Origin of the sequence: Saccharothrix saharensis, from assembly GCF_006716745.1 — a bacterium.
Lineage (GTDB): Bacteria > Actinomycetota > Actinomycetes > Mycobacteriales > Pseudonocardiaceae > Actinosynnema > Actinosynnema saharense.
Map to the genome: position 1 here is coordinate 333,181 of NZ_VFPP01000001.1, position 15,431 is coordinate 348,611.

The following is a 15,431-nucleotide window of genomic DNA, read 5'->3' on the forward strand; positions in this document are numbered from 1 at the left end:
GGTGTGCTGGTCGTGCGGCGACGGCGGACCCGCGGCGGCTCAGCCCGCCGCGGTGCGCGGCAGCGACGCCACCCGCGACTTGCGGGCCAGCGGGATGCCGACGGTCACCTCGGACCCGCCGTGGCGGACCCGGATGTGCGCCACCGAGCGCAACCCGCGCGCCCGGGGCGAGATCTGGAACGTGAGGCACTTCGCGTTGTTCTGCAGCACCGACCAGTCGCCCGCGGCCAGCGGCAACTGGGTCGGGCCGAGCAGCTGCACCTCCAGGCCGGGGCGGTCGAGGTCGTTGCCGTGCAACCGGAACCGGTACTCACCCAGCCCCTCCACGCCGTAGACCGTGATCGGCCGCGGCCCGGCGACCATCTGGTACTGGTGCAGCACGGCCACCTGCGCGCCGGCCGGCACGTCCGCCCGAACCAGCGCGTGGCTGCCGATCATCACGTCGTCGCCGACCGTGATCGGCCCGAGCACGCGGGCGAACCCGCCGACCTGCACCCGGTCGCCCAGCGTGGGGTGCCGCCTGCCCGCCGCGTTGTCCGCGATGCCCAGCGCGCCCAGCACCACGCCCTGCAGGATGTAGCAGTCCGCGCCGATCGTCGCGTCCTCGCCGATCACCGTGCCGATGCCGTGGTCGACGATGAACCGGGGCCCGATCGTCGCGCCGGGGTGGATCTCCACCCCCGTGCGCACCTTCGCCGCCTCGGAGATCTTGCGGGCCAGCACGCGCTGCCGCCACGGGTCGCCGCACGGCGCGGTCAGCACCTCGTGCGCGACGCGGTAGGACAGCACCGCCTGGAAGCACGCGTACGCCTCCAGCACGTACTGCCACGAACCCAGGCTCGCCGGGTCCCGCCGCGCCAGCGCCAGCAGGTCGCCCACCGCGAGGTCCGCGGCGCGGCGGACCACCGCGCCGCACTCGAGACCGAGCGCGGCCGAATCCGACTCGTGCGGCGCGAGCACATTCTCCGCCGCCCGAACAATTTCCGGGTAAGCGGCGTCCGGTTCCCGATCGACGGGACAGGCGGACTCCTCGCGAACGACAGACACCGGTTCCCCCTAGTCAACAGATGATGTCGCGGTCGGGGACATTACCTCGGTTCCCGAAGTTCGGCGACCGCACTTTTGCGGCCGGCTCGGCCGATCGGACGGCTTGATGCGCCGATCGGTCGCACTTCGTTACGACGTCGTCGGGCACGTTCACTGTATCGGCCCAGCGGCGAAGATCGGGATTAACGCAGATTAATAAATCCGAAACACCGCGCCGTCCGATACTTCACCCGGTTGTCCCAACGACGTGCATACGCCCTCTATATGGCCAGGTCAAGTGGCATGCACCGGCTCGCCGTCGGACTTGCGCGATCCGCTAGCATCCCGACGACGCACCCTTGGCCACCCGATCGACCGGTGGTCGTAATGGTCGTGCGGGTACTGGGGAGGCACGTTGTCCGGGGGTTTGTCGCAGCATGCGCGGGATTTCCACGCCTTCGAGTTGTCGCGCTGGCAACGCGTGGTCGACAGATATCACCGCTCCTGGGGCGAGTTGACCGGTTCGGCCGGTTCGGGACTCCTCGACGCGATCGGCGTGCCGCCCGGAACGCGGTTGCTCGACATCGCGACCGGGCCGGGATATGTCGCCGGTGCGGCTTCCCGAAGAGGGGCGGCGGCGGTCGGCGTGGACTTCTCCGCGCAGATGATCGCGAAAGCGCGCCTGCTCTTCCCCGACGTCGACTTCCGCGAGGGCGACGCGCTCGACCTGCCCTTCGCCGACGGCGCGTTCGACCGGGCCGTGATGAACTTCGGCCTGCTGCACCTGGGCGACCCCGGACGCGCGATCCGGGAGGCGTTCCGCGTCCTGGCGCCCGGCGGCGCGTTCGGCTTCACGGTGTGGGCCTCGCCCGACGAGGCCGTGGGGTTCTCGCTGCTCTCGGACGCGATCATGGAGTTCGGCGAGCCCGTCGCGCTGCCCGAGGGCCCCGACTTCTACCACTACAGCGAGCCGGACAACTGCCGCGCGGCGCTGGCCGACGCGGGGTTCGCCGAGACCGGGGCCGAGGTGCTGCACCTGGACTGGCGGCTGGAGAGCGTGGACGAGCTGTTCCCGGCCTACCGGCAGGCGACCGTGCGCACCGGCGCGCTCCTCGACGGCCAGAGCGACGCCGACCGCGAGAAGATCGAACAACGGGTGCGGGAGACCGCGGCGCGGTTCTCCGACGGGACGGGCCGGCTGGTGATCCCCATGCCCGCGATCGCGGTCTGGGGCCGGAGGTGAGCACGTCATCGAACCTTCGTCGCGCGTGGTGTTGTTCGGCAACCAGCCCGTGCAGGCGCGCATCGCGCTGCGCGAGCGGCTGGAGGAGCTGAGGGACGGCCCGGTCGACGGCGCGTGGGTCGTGCACCTGCGGACGCACTGCCTGGCGCTCTGCGCCGCGCTGGACGAGCTCGGCCGCGAGCACCGGATCGTCTCCGAGGCGCCGGCGCGCGAGGTGGACGGCGTGGCCGCGCTGGGGGACTTCACCCACGAGGAGCGCGAGATCGCCGACCTCCTGTCGGCGTCGACCGGACGACTCGGCGACGCCGACGCGGCGCTGATCACGCGCGCCACCACCGTCACCGACGGGTGAGCGTCCGGCCTCGGTGTTAAGTGAAGAACTGTCCCGGTCCACCACGAATGTTCCGTGATCATTCACTCTGACGAGTGATCTTTCGTGCGATCCTGCCTGCGTGCGGCCACCCTGCGCCGCCGCACCCGGGAGGAGACACCCCATCGTGCGACTACGACCCCTGCTGCACCCCCTCGCCGTCGTCGTATCCGTCCTCGCCGTCGCAGCGGCCCTGCTCGTCCCCACCGCCGCCGGCGCCACGCCCATCACCGTCGACCAGGCCATCGGTCGGCAGAACGGCGCGTCCGCCACCGTGCGCGGCTACGTCGTCGGGCAGCCCACCGCCACCACCACCGTCGTGCGGTCGAACTTCCCGTCCGACCACGCGCTCGCCCTGGCCGACTCGCCGAGCCAGACCGCCACGGGCCGGATGCTGTACGTGCAGATCACGGCGGCGTTCCGGGCCCAGTGGGGCCTGCGGACGAACCCCGGCCTGCTCGGCAGGCGGATCGACGTCACCGGCCCGCTCGGCGCGTACTTCTCCCACCCCGGCCTCACGTCGCCGACCGCGTTCGCCGACGCCGGCACGTCGCCGACGTCGACCACCACCGCGCCCACCACCAGCACCACGACGGCCCCCGGCGGCGACTACGACGACACGTACTACCGCAACGCGCTCGGCAAGACCGGCGCGTCCCTGAAGACCGCGTTGAACGGGATCATCCGCACCAACACCAAGCTGTCCTACGACCAGGTGTGGGAGGCGCTGAAGGTCACCGACCAGGACCCGGACAACAGCGCCAACGTGATCCTGCTCTACACCGGCCGCTCGCAGAGCAAGACCACCAACGGCGGCGACCCCGACGACTGGAACCGCGAGCACGTCTGGGCCAAGTCGCACGGCGACTTCGGCACCGCGACGGGTCCCGGCACCGACGTCCACCACCTGCGGCCCACCGACGTGTCGGTGAACGCGACGCGCGGCAACAAGGACTTCGACCTGGGCGGCTCGCCGGTGGGCGAAGCGCCCGGCAACTACACCGACGCCGACTCGTGGGAGCCGCGCGACGCGGTGAAGGGCGACGTCGCGCGGATGCTCTTCTACATGGCCGTGCGGTACGAGGGCAACGACGGCCATCCGAACCTGGAGCTGAACAACAGCGTCGGCAACGGCACCGCGCCCTACCACGGCAAGCTGTCCGTGCTGCTGCAGTGGCACGCGCAGGACCCGCCGGACGCGTTCGAGAAGCGACGCAACCAGGTGATCTACGACAACTTCCAGCGCAACCGCAACCCTTTCATCGACCACCCGGAGTGGGCCGCGACGATCTGGGGCTGAGCACACCGGACGCCCGTCCTCGACCCTCGCCCGGGGGTTGGAGGGCGGGCGTTCGCGCGGGCGCCGGGGGAGCGGGCCGCCCGGTCCGGAGTTGACCTCTCACTCACCCTCTGTTCGAATGAACTCACGCCGTGTTCGGACAGGGGGACGATGAGGGCCGGGGTCACCATCCTGCCGGAGTACCGCTGGGCCGAGGCGAAGCCGCGGTGGCAGGCGGCGGAGGCGTACGGGTTCGCGCACGCCTGGACGTTCGACCACCTGGGCTGGGGTCCGCTGGTCGACCACCGCTGGTACGGCTCGGTGCCCACCCTGACCGCGGCGTCGGCGGCGACGTCCCGGATCGAGCTGGGCTTCATGGTCGCCTCCCCGAACGTCCGCCACCCGCTGCCGTTCGCGCGCGAGGTGTCGGCGCTGGACGACGTGTCGGACGGCCGGATCACGGTCGGCATCGGCGCCGGCGGCATGGGCGGGTACGACGTGCGGGTGCTCGGCGGTGCGGGGGTCGCCGGCCCGGCGCGTCGGTACCTGGAGTTCGTGGAGCTGCTGGACGCCCTGCTGACCAGGGACCGGGTCGACTACTCGGGCGAGTACTACACCGCCGTCGGCGCCCGCACCGCGCCGGGCTGCGTGCAACGCCCCCGCACGCCGTTCGTGCTGGCCGCCAACGGCCCGCGCGGCATGGCCCTGGCCGCGCGGCACGGCCAGGGCTGGGTGACCGTCGGCACCGCGCGCGACTCGCTGGAGTCCTGGTGGGCGTCGCTGGCCGAGCTGTCCGCCCGCTTCGACGACGCGCTGGCCGCCGCCTCCCGCGACCGCGCCGCGGTCCGCCGCTTCCTGCAGACCGACGCGGCCCCGGTGTTCTCGCTGTCGAGCGTCGAGTGCTACCGCGACTTCCTCGGTCGGGCGGGCGAGCTCGGCTTCACCGACGTGCTGGCGCCGTGGCCGAGGCGCGACGGCCCGTTCGCCGGCGACGAGGCGCTCCTGGAGGCGGTGGCGTCGGACGTGCTGCCCACCCTCGTCTGACCCCGCGGCCCGTCACCCTCGTCAAGTCCGATGTGGAGTGCTGTCGGCCAAACCCCTCACTTCTCGTGATCGGACACCGGGGATCGCTCAGCGGCGTCGGCGCGTCCGGGGTGGGGTGCTCGTCCGTGCGGTGAGGTGCGTGGCAGTGACCGTCGTTCTGCGGGTTCGTCACGCCGTGCTTCTGGAACGCGTCTTAACCCGTCGGCTCGACCGGGGGTTTCGCTCGAACTCGTGAATCCGGACCGTACCCGGATCACCGACACCCACCCATGCCACGGCTGTGATGACCGACCGGATGAACGAGCCGGTCGGTGACGCAACCTGCCCGAGTGGTGTTCGGTTCAACTACTGCTTCTTGCTCTCGGTGACTGTTAGTTTCCGGACAGTGATGACATCCAGTGAGGAGGCGACGATGAAACGCGTGATCGGCGTGCCGCTCAGCGCCGCGGAGGTCACTCCACTCGGGACGTTCGAGATCTGACCGCCTTGGCCCCCAACCCCAACCGATGTCGTGGAAAGGGCGCACGTGTCGTTCGATCTGGTCGTGGTCGGAGTCGGCTACGTAGGGCTGCCGCTGGCGGCGGCCGCCACCGCCGCGGGCATGGCGGTGGCCGGGTACGACACCGACCCGGACGTGGTGCGCACCCTCACCGAGGGCCGCTCGCACGTGCTGGACGTACCGCACAGCGAGCTGCGGGCCCTGCGCGCCAGGGGTTTCACCCCCACCACCGACCCGGCGGTCATCGCCGACGCCGACACCGTCGTCATCTGCGTGCCCACCGGTCTGGGCCCGGACGGGCGACCCGACCTGGACGCGGTCCGCGCCGCCGCCGGGACCGTCTCCGACCACCTGCGGCCCGGCACCCTGGTGGTCCTGGAGTCCACCAGCTTCCCCGGCACCACCGACGAGGTGGTGCGGCCGATCCTGGAGCGGCACGGCCTCGTGGCCGGCGAGGACTTCCCGCTGGGCTACTCGCCCGAACGCGTCGACCCCGGCAACCGCCGGTTCGGCATCCGCAACACCCCGAAGGTCGTCAGCGGGCACACCCCGTTGTGCGCCAAGCACTGCGCCACCTTCTACTGCCGGTTCGTCGACCAGGTCGTGGTGGCCCGCGGCACCCGCGAGGCAGAGATGGCGAAGCTGCTGGAGAACACCTACCGGTACGTGAACATCGCGCTGGTCAACGAGATCGCCGTGTTCTGCGACCGACTCGGCATCGACGTGTGGGACGTGCTCCACTGCGCGGCCACCAAGCCGTTCGGCTTCCAGCCGTTCACGCCCGGCCCCGGCGTCGGCGGGCACTGCATCCCCGTGGACCCGCGCTACCTGCTGGACAAGGCCCACCGCGAAGGCGCGCGACTGGGCGTGGTGGAAGCGGCCCGGCGGGTCGACTCGGCGATGCCCTCCTACGTGGTCGAACGGGCGGTGCGCCTGCTGACCCGGGACGGCGTGCCCGTGGCCGGCGCGCGGGTCCTGCTGCTCGGCGTGTCCTACAAGGCCGACGTGCCCGACACCAGGGAGTCCGCCGCCTTCCGCATCGCCGCCGAGCTGAGGGCGCTCGGCGCCGACGTGGTCCACCACGACCCGGTGGCCGGCGAGGTGCCCGCGCTCGGGCCGCCCGCCACCGACCTGGACTCCGCGCTGCGCACGAGCGACGCCACCGTGCTGCTCGTCGCGCACAGCGGGTACGACCCCGGCCGCCTGGCCAGGAACGCGCGGCGCCTGCTCGACGTCACGGGCAGCGTGCCGGGAGGGGAGGTCATGCGCCTTTGAGACCCCCCGACGCGGGGGGACCCCGGACCAACGCAGGTTTCGCTGGAACCACCTCACTACTCATAGGAGTGTCCGAATGGTCATGTCCACGCCGGTCAAGAGCGATCGGCTCAAGAAGCGCTTCGAGAAGTGGGACGTCGACGGCAACGGTCGCATCGAGAAGTCCGACTACATCGCCGAGGCGCACCGCATCATCGCGGCGTTCGGCGCGGACCCGTCGCTGCCGAGCGCTCGTGCGCTGATCGACGCCTACACGTCCATGTTCGAGTTCCTGGCCACCAAGGCCGGTGTCGGCCCGGACGGCTCCATGAGCGAGAACGAGTTCCTCGACGTGGCCGAGGCGCAGGTGTTCGCCGAGGGCGACGCCGGGTTCAACCGGGTGGTGCGGCCGACCGTCGCGGCCATGGTCGGGCTGGCCGACACCGACGGCGACGGCGAGGTGAACCCGTCGGAGTTCCGCAAGTGGCTGAACGCCATCGGCGTGGACGACTCGTCCGCCGTCGAGTCGTTCCGGACCATCGACACCAACGGCAACGGGACGCTGACGGTGGACGAACTGGTGGCCGCGGTGCGCGCCTACCACTTCGGCACCCTGGACGTGCCGCTGCTCGGTCATTGACCTGACGACGGTGACGCCCCGGAGGACTTCCTCCGGGGCGTCGTCGTCGTGTGGTCACCGCGCCGGCACGACCGCCGGGCTGAACACCACCTCCACCTCCGGGCGCAGGCCGAGTTCCGGCCCGGTGCGCGGGACCGGGGTGCTGATCAGGATGTTGTAGTGGTTGGGGTGGTGGCAGGCGTCGAACCCGAGCACGGTGCCGACCAGCTCGCCGTCGCACCACACCTCGTCGCCCCGGTCGACGACGCCCGCGTTGCCGATCTCCACGAACCCGAGGAACGCCACCCGGTCGATCCGCGCCCCGGCCGCCGTGTCGTCGTGGTCGGTGGTCACCAGCTCGTGCACCTCACCGCGGCGCACGCAGCGGCTCGCGAACGGCTCCAGGCTCATGCCGCGGTCGTCGCGGCGGTGCGCCAGCACCTTCACCACCCGGCTGCCGACCGCCCGCTTCTCGCCGTCCTCCAGCATCACGCACCCTCTCGTCGGTACACCTCGTCGACCAGGTCCAGCGCGGCCAACCCGCCGTCGCGCCACCCCGACCCCGCCGTCACGGCCGCCGCGAAGTCCCGCAGCACGCCGTCGTACTCGTGCCACAGCGAGCCCTTGAACCCGTCGAAGCCCGCCAGCACGTCGGCCCGCAGCACGGTCCCGTCGGCCAGTCGCGCGGTCACGTCCTTGGTCTCGCCGGGGTGTGACCAGTCCAGGTCCACCACCGCCGGCGCGGAGCCGCGCACGTGCAGCACCGCCTGCCGGTCGATGCCGTCCACGCGCGTGACGCGCGCCGACTCCAGCGTCACCTCGCCCAGGAACAGCCGCACCAGGTCCAGCGCGTTCGGCCCGTTGTCGGCCACGCACCCGCCGCCGGACCGCGCCGGGTCGAGGTACCACCGGTCCGCGCCGACGTGCTCCTCGATCCGCTCCAGGTACCGCACGGTCAGCTCGGCGACGGGCGCGGCACCGGCCAGCTTGTCCCGCAGCGCCAGCACGTTCGCGTTGTACCGCCGGTGGAACGCGGTGAACAGCGCCACGTCACGGCGCCGCGCCGCCTCGGCCACCGCCAACCCGTCCCGCAGGGAGGTGGCCAGCGGCTTCTCCACGCACACCGGCAGCCCGTGCTCGACGGCGTCCATCGCGACCCGCGCGTGCACGTCGTTGGGCGCCGTCACCACCACCGCGTCGATCCCGCCCGCGTCGAGCATCGCCTCGTGCGAGCGGAAAGCGGGCACTCCGTGGTCGGTCAACGCGCGTTCGTCGAGGTCGCACACGGCGGCCAGCGCGAACCGGGGCGAGGACGCGATCGCCGCCAGGTAGAACCGCGAGATCACGCCCAGCCCCACCACCCCGAGCCGGATCACCGCGGACCGGTCGGTGCCCGACGGTCCGCGCCACCCCGATCGATCCGGCTGCGCCCGGTCCCGCTGCGGTCCCGACCCCACGGGGCCGCTCACCCGACGGCCTGCAGGCCCGGCGCGATCCCGCGCAACTCCTCGTACAGGTCGTCCGGCAGCGGGACGCCGTGGACGCGTCGCCAGCGGGCCCGCTCGCCCTCGCGCCACCCGGGATAGGTCACCGGCCGGCGCGGGTCGAGCGGCGGGGTGCCGGTGATCGCGCTGAACAGGGCCGCCGCGTCCGCGCCGAAGCCCGAGCGCAGCGCCGACGGCGCGAACACCAGCGCCATCACCCCGATGTCGTCGTCCCGCGACACCGACGACAGCGGACCCGTCGCGGCGCCCGGCACCAACGCCGCCAGCACCTCCACCAGCAGCCCCAACCCGAAACCCTTGTACGCACCCGTCTCCGGCGCGCCGCCCAACCACAGCAGCCGCCCGTCACCCCGGTCGAACGCCGTCGGGTCCGTCACCGGCGTCCCGTCCTCGTCGGCCAACCACCCCGGCGGGATCGGCTCACCGGCCCGCGCCGCCGCGCGCACCCGGCCCGTCGGTACCACCGTGGTGCTCATGTCCAGCACGAACGGCGGCCGGTCGCCCGCCGGGCAGGCCACCGCCAACGGGTTCGTGCCCAGCAGCGGCTCCCGGCCACCCGGCGCGGGCGCGATGCGCTGCCCGCCGCAGTTCGAGGCGACCAGACCCACCATCCCGTGCGCCGCCGCGCGGGCCGCGTGGTAGCCGGCGCACCCGATGTGCGTCGCCCCGCGCAGCGCCACGACCCCGACCCCGTAGCGCGCCGCCCGCGCCGAGGCCAGCTCCACCGCCTGCGACGCCGACCACAGCCCGAGCGTGCGCCGCGCGTCGGCCAGCACGGACGCGCCCCGGTCGGCCAGCACCGCCATGTCGGCCGCGGCCTCGGCGCGCCCTGAGTCGAACAGCGGCAGGTACAGCCGGGTCAGGTTCACCAGCCCGTGCGTGCTCGTCCCGGTCAGGTCGCCGTGGCACAACGCCTCCGCCGCGGTCGCCGCCCGGTCCGGCGGCACGCCGCGCGCCCGGAACACACCGGTGACGGTGTCCAGCAGGGTCGGGTAGGGCACCAGGACGGTCATGTTCCTCCGTTCCGCGCGAACCGCACGACGATGTCCCGGACCACGTCGGTGAACCGGTCGAGGTCGGCGACGTCGGCGTGCTCGCCGCGCGCGTGGGCGTTGTTGGCCTCCAGCGATCCGGGGCCGAGGACGGCGGTGCGCGCGCCCGGCACGTCGGCCAGCCAGATCGCGTCACAGGTGAACGCGGGCTCGTGCGCGGGCCAGCGCGGCGCCACGGCGTCCAGCAGCGGCACGTCCTGCGGCGGCAACGCGGGCAGTCCCCGCTTGCGCCACTCCAGCCGGGTGATGGCGGCGGCGTCGACGGCGGTGCGGTGGAACGGCGGCACGCCGCGGAAGCGGGCGGTGAACTCGGCGAGCCCCTCGCGCAGCGCCACGTCCAGCGCTGCGGCCAGAGCCCGCGCGGAGGCCGTGCTGCCGTAGGACAGGTTCAGCAGCAGCTCGCCGCTGCCGTACACGCGGTTGTGCATGTGGCCCGTGTGCAGCCCGGCCACGCACACCCGGCCGTCCGGCACCCGCCCGGCCAACGCGCCCGCCAGGTGCTGGGCGAGGAACCCCAGCAGGACCGACGCGTTGTGCCCGGCCTGCGGCCGGTCGTCGATCGCGTCCTCGCCCCGCACCCGCACGCACGCCGTCATCGCGGCCGTCGACCGGGGCAGGTAGCGCAGCCCGGTCGGCTCGCAGAACACGTTCAGGCTGCCGTGGTACCCGGCCTCGACCAGCGGACGGGTGCCGAACACGCCCATCGCGCCGCCCTCCTCGCCGGACACCGCCTGGATCAGCACGCTCACGTCCCGCCCGACCGCCGGGTCCGCCATCGCGGCGCGGACACCGGCCAGCAGCGCCACCGCGGGCCCCTTGGCGTCGATCGCGCCCCGACCGTGGAACCGGGCGCCGTCGAACCCGGCGGGCTCGAACGGCGCGACCGTGTCCAGGTGCACGTTGAACATCACCACGGGCTCGGCGCGACCGACCCGCAGCACCAGGTTCGGCTGCCGCGCCAGGAAGTCCGGGTCCTCGGCGATCGCCTCGCGCACCACCGCGGGCACGTCGTGCCGCAGCACGTCGACCTCCCGCGCGGGCCCCAGGTGCACCGTCCGCATCCCGAAGGACTCGGCCGCCTCCGAGTACGCGTGCGCCGCCTCCCACAGGCACACCTCGTCGGTCGTCTCCAGCGGGCCGGCGGTCGGCAGCGCGAGCAGCTCCAGCAGCAGGTCGCGGTCCTCCCCGATCACCGCACGAGCCCGGCCATCGCCCGGCCCGCCGCGACGAACGCGGCCGGCGCGTCGGGGGCGAGCGCGCCCGACCGGTGGGGCACCAGCGCCACGTGCGGCTCCAACGACCACGCGCCCCGGTACCCGTGGGCTCGCAACAGCTCCACGCAGTCGGCCACCCGCGCGTCACCCGACCCGGGCGGCACGAACCGGTCGCCCGTCGCGTCCTTCACGTGCACGTGCTCGACGTGCGCGACCACCTCGCGCAGCATCGCGTACCCGTCGTAGCCGTGCGCGACGCCGTTGCCGGTGTCGAACAGCAGCTTCAACGCCGGGTTGTCCACCGCGTCGAGGAGGTCCAGCGCCCGCTCGGCGCTCGTGCCGGCCCAGCCGGAGCAGTTCTCGTGCAGCAGCACGACGCCGGCCGCCTCCGCCAGCTCGGCCAGCATCGACACCCGCGTGATCACCCGGTCGCGCCACCGCCGCTCGGACAGGCCCGCGTTCGGGTACGACATGATCCGCACGAACCGGGTCCCGAGCGCGGCGCACCGGCGCAGCAGCACGTCCAGCTCGGCCAGGTCGTCCTCGAACGGCGTGCTGATCGGCCGTGCCCACCCGCCGATCCGCGAGGCCAGGCACACCGCCCGCACCCCGCGCGCCGCGAGCTCCTTCGCCACCACCGCGAACCCGTCGTCGTCCAGGTCCGCGACCGCCCGCCCGCCCACCGTGCGCAGCTCGACGTGCGACCAGCCCAGCTCGGCCAGCACCGCCAACTGCCCCGGCAGGTCCGGCGCGGCCTCGTCGGTGATGCCGGCGAGCACCGGCCGCGGTCTACCGGACATGCGCGGCCACCGAGCCGGGCGCCGTCTCGCCGCGCGCCGCCGGTATCACCGGCTCGGCGCAGATGTTCTTGGCCACCGCCAGCAGCTGCACCACGTCCGTGGCGAACGCGAAACCGCGCGCGTGCTGGTCGCCCGCCGCGTGGAACAGCCGGTAGGCGCGCAGCACCCACTCGGTCAGCGAGTCGTCCCGCAGCACCTCGTGCTCGCGCCGGCCGTTGAGCGTGACGGTGAGCTGCGAGTGGTCGTCGTCGTCGCTGACCGCGTAGTGGCCGACCGCCCGACCCTTCTCGAACTCCACGGTGATCCGGCGCTCCCGCACCGGCGAGGTGAGGTCGGAGTTGATCTCGGTGCGCACGCCGCTGTTGTGCCGCAGCCCGATCCGCGCGCCACCCATCCGCGGCACGACCACGTCGCCCACGGTCAGGTCGTGGCCCGCCGCGTGCGTGACCCGCGCGCTGCCCGCGAGCCGCAGGGCCAGCGCCACGCCGTGCGGCAGCTCCACGTCGAACGCGGTCTGGTGGCTCGGCCTGGTCAGCGACCGGCGGAAGCGGGGCTTGTTCTGCACGATCGAGATCGTCCGCGGCTCACCCAGCGTGCCGCCGCGCACCAGCTCCATCAGCCGCACGGTGAGCGAGCTGGTCAGCCACGGCTCCACCACCGCGATCCGCAGGCCGTGCTTGCGGCGCAGCCGGATCACCCGGGCCAGGTCGTCGGTGTCCACGGCCAGCGGCTTCTCCGCGATCACGTTGCGGAAGCCGCGCTCGGCCAGCTCGGCCATCACCTCGGCGCGCACGGACGGCGGTGTGCACACGTGCGCGACCGTGTCGCTCGGGTCGAGCAGGGCGGCGGCCTCGGCGAGGCTGCCCACCATCGCCAGGCCGGGTCGTTCCGCGGGCAGCCGCCGCGGGTCGCACGCCACGACCGGCCGGTCGTCGAACAGCTGCCGGACCGAGGTCCGCGCCCTGGCCAGTACCGGCAGGTGCAGGTCCGCACCGGCTCGGCCCAGTCCCACGACGAGTGTGCGCACTAGTTGAGCCCCGTCTTGTCCGGTCCGGTCTCGAAGTCATCGGGAATGAGCGGTGTCCGCTCCCAATTGATGGCCCCGACGGTGTCCCAAAAGCGAAGGCATGTCAACCGCGCGCGGGTGAGTTGACCAGGAAGAGTGAACTGACCGGCGGTCGGCCGCCGGCCCGGTGACCTGCCATACGCTCACCTCCGGAAGCGGTGACCGCGGAGGTGAGTGCGCTGGCCGTGCCATTCTTCACGCAATCGGCGACATTTTCCGGATTGTGGCCGACAACGCGACGGCACATTGTCGATGTGATTCAGAACGGCAAGTACTCGCACGGGCGAAAAGTGCTCGAACTGGAAAGCGCGCTGGCCGCGTACACCGGGGCCGCGCACGTGATCGGCGTGAACAGCGGCACCGACGCGCTCGTGCTCCTGCTGCGCGCGTGCGGCCTGCGCCCCGGTGACGAGGTGGTCGTGCCCGCGTTCTCGTTCATCGCGTCGGCGTCCTCGGTGGTGCTGGCGGGCGGGCGGCCGGTGTTCGCCGACGTCGAGCCGGACGGCTACGGCCTCGACCCGGTTTCGGTCGCCGCCGTCGCCGGACCGCGCACCCGGTTCGTCGTGCCGGTGCACCTGTTCCACCACCTCGCAGACCTGACCGGGCTGGCCGAGGTGGCCCGCCGGCTGGGTCTGACCGTGGTCGAGGACAGCGCCGAGGCGATCGGCATGCGCTACCAGGGCGTGCACGCGGGTCTGCACGGCGCGGGGGGAGTGCTGTCGTTCTTCCCGACCAAGACCCTCGGCGCGCTCGGCGACGCGGGGGCGGTGATCACCAACGACCCCGGGATCGCGGAGACGGTGAGCGCGCTGCGCCACCACGGGCGGTTCGGTCGCACGATCGACAACTTCCCCGGCATCGCCACGGGCACCGGCGCGGTCGGCGTGAACAGCAAGATGGACGACGTCCAGGCCGCCGTGCTGCTGGCCAAGCTGGACCGGCTCGAAGCCGACATCCGGTGCCGCGCGGTGCTGGCCCGGCGGTACGCCGAGGGCCTGGCCGGGGTGCCGGGTGTGCGCAAGCTGCCGTCCGTGCTGCCGCGGCGGGCGAGCGTGCGCGGCGTGTTCTACGCGTACGTGGTCGAGGTCGACCGGCGTGACGACCTGGCCGTGCACCTGGCCGCGCGCGGCATCGGCACGGAGACCTACTACCCCTCGCCGCTGCACCTGCAACCGTGCTTCGCCGACCTCGGGCACCGGCCGGGGGACTTCCCGCACGCCGAGGCGGCCTGCGCGCGCACCCTCGCGCTGCCGCTGTACCCGGACCTGCCACCGGGCGACGTGGACCGGGTGTGCGCGGAGATCCGCTCCTTCTACCTCGGGGAGCGCGCGTGAGCATCCCGTTCTTCCCGCCCGACCTGTTCGACGGCGACCTGCTGCTGGAGGTCGTCGAGGAGGTCGGCCTCGCACCCGACCAGCGGTTCATCCTCGGCACGCGCACGGCGGAGTTCGAGGCGGTGCTGCGCGACGCGCTCGGCGTCGCGGACGCGGTGGCCTGCGGCAGCGGCACGGGGGCGTTGACGCTGGCGCTGCGCGCGATGGGCGTGGGTCCGGGTGACGAGGTGATCGTGCCCGCCTACGGGTGCGCGCCGCTGGCGTCCGCGCCGCTGGTCCTGGGCGCGACCCCGGTGTTCGCCGACGTGGACCCGTGGACGGTGGTGGTCGACCCGGCCGAGGTCGACAAGCTCGTCACCGAGCGCACCAAGGTGATCATGCCCGCGCACGTGTTCTCCGTGATGGCGGACATGCCCGCGCTGCGGCGGATCGCCACCGGGGCGGGCGTGCGGCTGCTGGAGGACTCCGCGGTCGGGCAGGGCGGTGTGCTCGCCGGGCGGGCGGCCGGGACCTGGGGCGACGCGGGCGTGTTCTCGTTCGTCCAGGTCAAGACGTTCGGCATGCCCGGCGAGGGCGGCATGGTCGTCACCGGCGACCCGGCGCTGGCCCGCGAGGTGCGGATGCTGCGCAACCACGGCCAGGACGGCGTGCACCGGTTCGTGCACCACCGGGTCGGGTTCAACAGCCGGTTCGACGAGGTGATGGCCGCCTTCCAGTTGCGCCGCTTCGCCACCCTGCCCGACCGGCTGGCACGGCGGGCGGCCATCGGCGAGTACTACACGTCGCGCTTCGCCGACCTGGCCGGCCGGGGGGTGCTCGCGCCGCCGCCCGGTCGCGACGGCCGCTGCTTCTACGTCTACTCGCTGCTGGCCGACCGGCGGGACGCGCTGCGCGACCACCTGGCCGGGCGGGGCATCGGCTCGCACGTCTACTACCCGGCGCCGCTCCCGCGCCAGCCCGCGTTCGCCCGGCACGCCCGACCGGATCGCGACTGGCCCGCCGCGGCGTCGGCCGCGCGCCGCCAACTGGCCATCCCGATCCACCCCCACCTGACCGACGCGCAGGTGGAACGCATCGCCGACGAGGTGTGCCGGTTCGCGGCCACGTCCGGCGCACACGGCTGAGG

Annotated in this window: 16 protein-coding genes; 9 read left to right on the forward strand and 7 right to left on the reverse strand. The window is 73.1% G+C overall.

What is annotated here, in order from left to right; translation table 11 throughout:
• Positions 1-39: 39 nt before the first annotated feature.
• A complete protein-coding gene (locus tag FHX81_RS00930; RefSeq protein ID WP_211363341.1) occupies positions 40-960 on the reverse strand; it encodes a serine O-acetyltransferase in 921 nt (306 codons plus the stop codon).
• Positions 961-1,507: 547 nt separating this feature from the next.
• On the opposite strand from FHX81_RS00930, the gene FHX81_RS00935 reads away from it, so the two are divergent.
• The 7 genes from FHX81_RS00935 to FHX81_RS00965 all read left to right on the forward strand — a co-directional run bounded on the left by FHX81_RS00935 (position 1,508) and on the right by FHX81_RS00965 (position 7,355).
• A complete protein-coding gene (locus tag FHX81_RS00935; protein ID WP_170231874.1) occupies positions 1,508-2,269 on the forward strand; it encodes a class I SAM-dependent methyltransferase in 762 nt (253 codons plus the stop codon).
• Between the two features lie 25 nt (positions 2,270-2,294).
• Positions 2,295-2,621, forward strand: a complete 327-nt coding sequence (locus FHX81_RS00940; protein WP_141974761.1) for a hypothetical protein — start codon at positions 2,295-2,297, stop codon at positions 2,619-2,621.
• A gap of 145 nt (positions 2,622-2,766) precedes the next feature.
• Positions 2,767-3,939: an endonuclease gene (locus FHX81_RS42905; protein ID WP_425473794.1), complete on the forward strand. Its 1,173-nt coding sequence runs from the start codon at positions 2,767-2,769 to the stop codon at positions 3,937-3,939.
• Between the two features lie 150 nt (positions 3,940-4,089).
• Positions 4,090-4,962 (forward strand): LLM class flavin-dependent oxidoreductase, encoded by an 873-nt coding sequence (locus FHX81_RS00950; RefSeq protein ID WP_141974762.1) that lies wholly within the window; start codon positions 4,090-4,092, stop codon positions 4,960-4,962.
• 283 nt (positions 4,963-5,245) lie between these two features.
• Positions 5,246-5,443, forward strand: a complete 198-nt coding sequence (locus FHX81_RS00955) for a hypothetical protein (RefSeq protein WP_141974763.1) — start codon at positions 5,246-5,248, stop codon at positions 5,441-5,443.
• Between the two features lie 45 nt (positions 5,444-5,488).
• The gene (locus FHX81_RS00960; RefSeq protein ID WP_141974764.1) at positions 5,489-6,736 is read left to right on the forward strand and encodes a nucleotide sugar dehydrogenase; all 1,248 of its coding nucleotides are present in this window, start codon (positions 5,489-5,491) and stop codon (positions 6,734-6,736) included.
• Between the two features lie 76 nt (positions 6,737-6,812).
• Complete coding sequence (locus tag FHX81_RS00965) at positions 6,813-7,355, forward strand: EF-hand domain-containing protein (protein WP_246107552.1); 543 nt, start codon at positions 6,813-6,815, stop codon at positions 7,353-7,355.
• Positions 7,356-7,409: 54 nt separating this feature from the next.
• Here FHX81_RS00965 and FHX81_RS00970 read toward each other — a convergent pair whose 3' ends face one another.
• From FHX81_RS00970 to FHX81_RS00995, 6 genes are all read right to left on the reverse strand, one after another.
• A complete protein-coding gene (locus tag FHX81_RS00970; protein ID WP_141983645.1) occupies positions 7,410-7,823 on the reverse strand; it encodes a DUF6917 domain-containing protein in 414 nt (137 codons plus the stop codon).
• Complete coding sequence (locus FHX81_RS00975; RefSeq protein WP_246107553.1) at positions 7,823-8,710, reverse strand: Gfo/Idh/MocA family protein; 888 nt, start codon at positions 8,708-8,710, stop codon at positions 7,823-7,825. Before FHX81_RS00975 ends, FHX81_RS00970 begins: the two co-directional genes overlap by 1 nt.
• An 89-nt stretch (positions 8,711-8,799) precedes the next feature.
• Positions 8,800-9,852 carry an Ldh family oxidoreductase gene (locus FHX81_RS00980; RefSeq protein ID WP_141974766.1) on the reverse strand — a complete coding sequence of 351 codons (1,053 nt, stop codon included), beginning with the start codon at positions 9,850-9,852 and terminating at the stop codon, positions 8,800-8,802.
• On the reverse strand, positions 9,849-11,084 hold the full coding sequence (locus FHX81_RS00985) for a M20/M25/M40 family metallo-hydrolase (protein WP_141974767.1): 1,236 nt from the start codon (positions 11,082-11,084) through the stop codon (positions 9,849-9,851). Before FHX81_RS00985 ends, FHX81_RS00980 begins: the two co-directional genes overlap by 4 nt.
• Complete coding sequence (locus tag FHX81_RS00990) at positions 11,081-11,905, reverse strand: sugar phosphate isomerase/epimerase family protein (protein ID WP_141974768.1); 825 nt, start codon at positions 11,903-11,905, stop codon at positions 11,081-11,083. Before FHX81_RS00990 ends, FHX81_RS00985 begins: the two co-directional genes overlap by 4 nt.
• Positions 11,895-12,917: a Gfo/Idh/MocA family protein gene (locus FHX81_RS00995; protein ID WP_246107554.1), complete on the reverse strand. Its 1,023-nt coding sequence runs from the start codon at positions 12,915-12,917 to the stop codon at positions 11,895-11,897. The genes FHX81_RS00990 and FHX81_RS00995 overlap by 11 nt, the downstream gene beginning before the upstream one ends.
• A 239-nt stretch (positions 12,918-13,156) precedes the next feature.
• Here FHX81_RS00995 and FHX81_RS01000 point away from each other — a divergent pair, with 239 nt between their 5' ends.
• Both FHX81_RS01000 and FHX81_RS01005 read left to right on the forward strand, forming a co-directional pair.
• The gene (locus FHX81_RS01000) at positions 13,157-14,305 is read left to right on the forward strand and encodes a DegT/DnrJ/EryC1/StrS family aminotransferase (RefSeq protein ID WP_141974770.1); all 1,149 of its coding nucleotides are present in this window, start codon (positions 13,157-13,159) and stop codon (positions 14,303-14,305) included.
• Positions 14,302-15,429: a DegT/DnrJ/EryC1/StrS family aminotransferase gene (locus FHX81_RS01005; protein ID WP_141974771.1), complete on the forward strand. Its 1,128-nt coding sequence runs from the start codon at positions 14,302-14,304 to the stop codon at positions 15,427-15,429. Before FHX81_RS01000 ends, FHX81_RS01005 begins: the two co-directional genes overlap by 4 nt.
• The last annotated feature ends 2 nt before the right edge of the window (positions 15,430-15,431 follow it).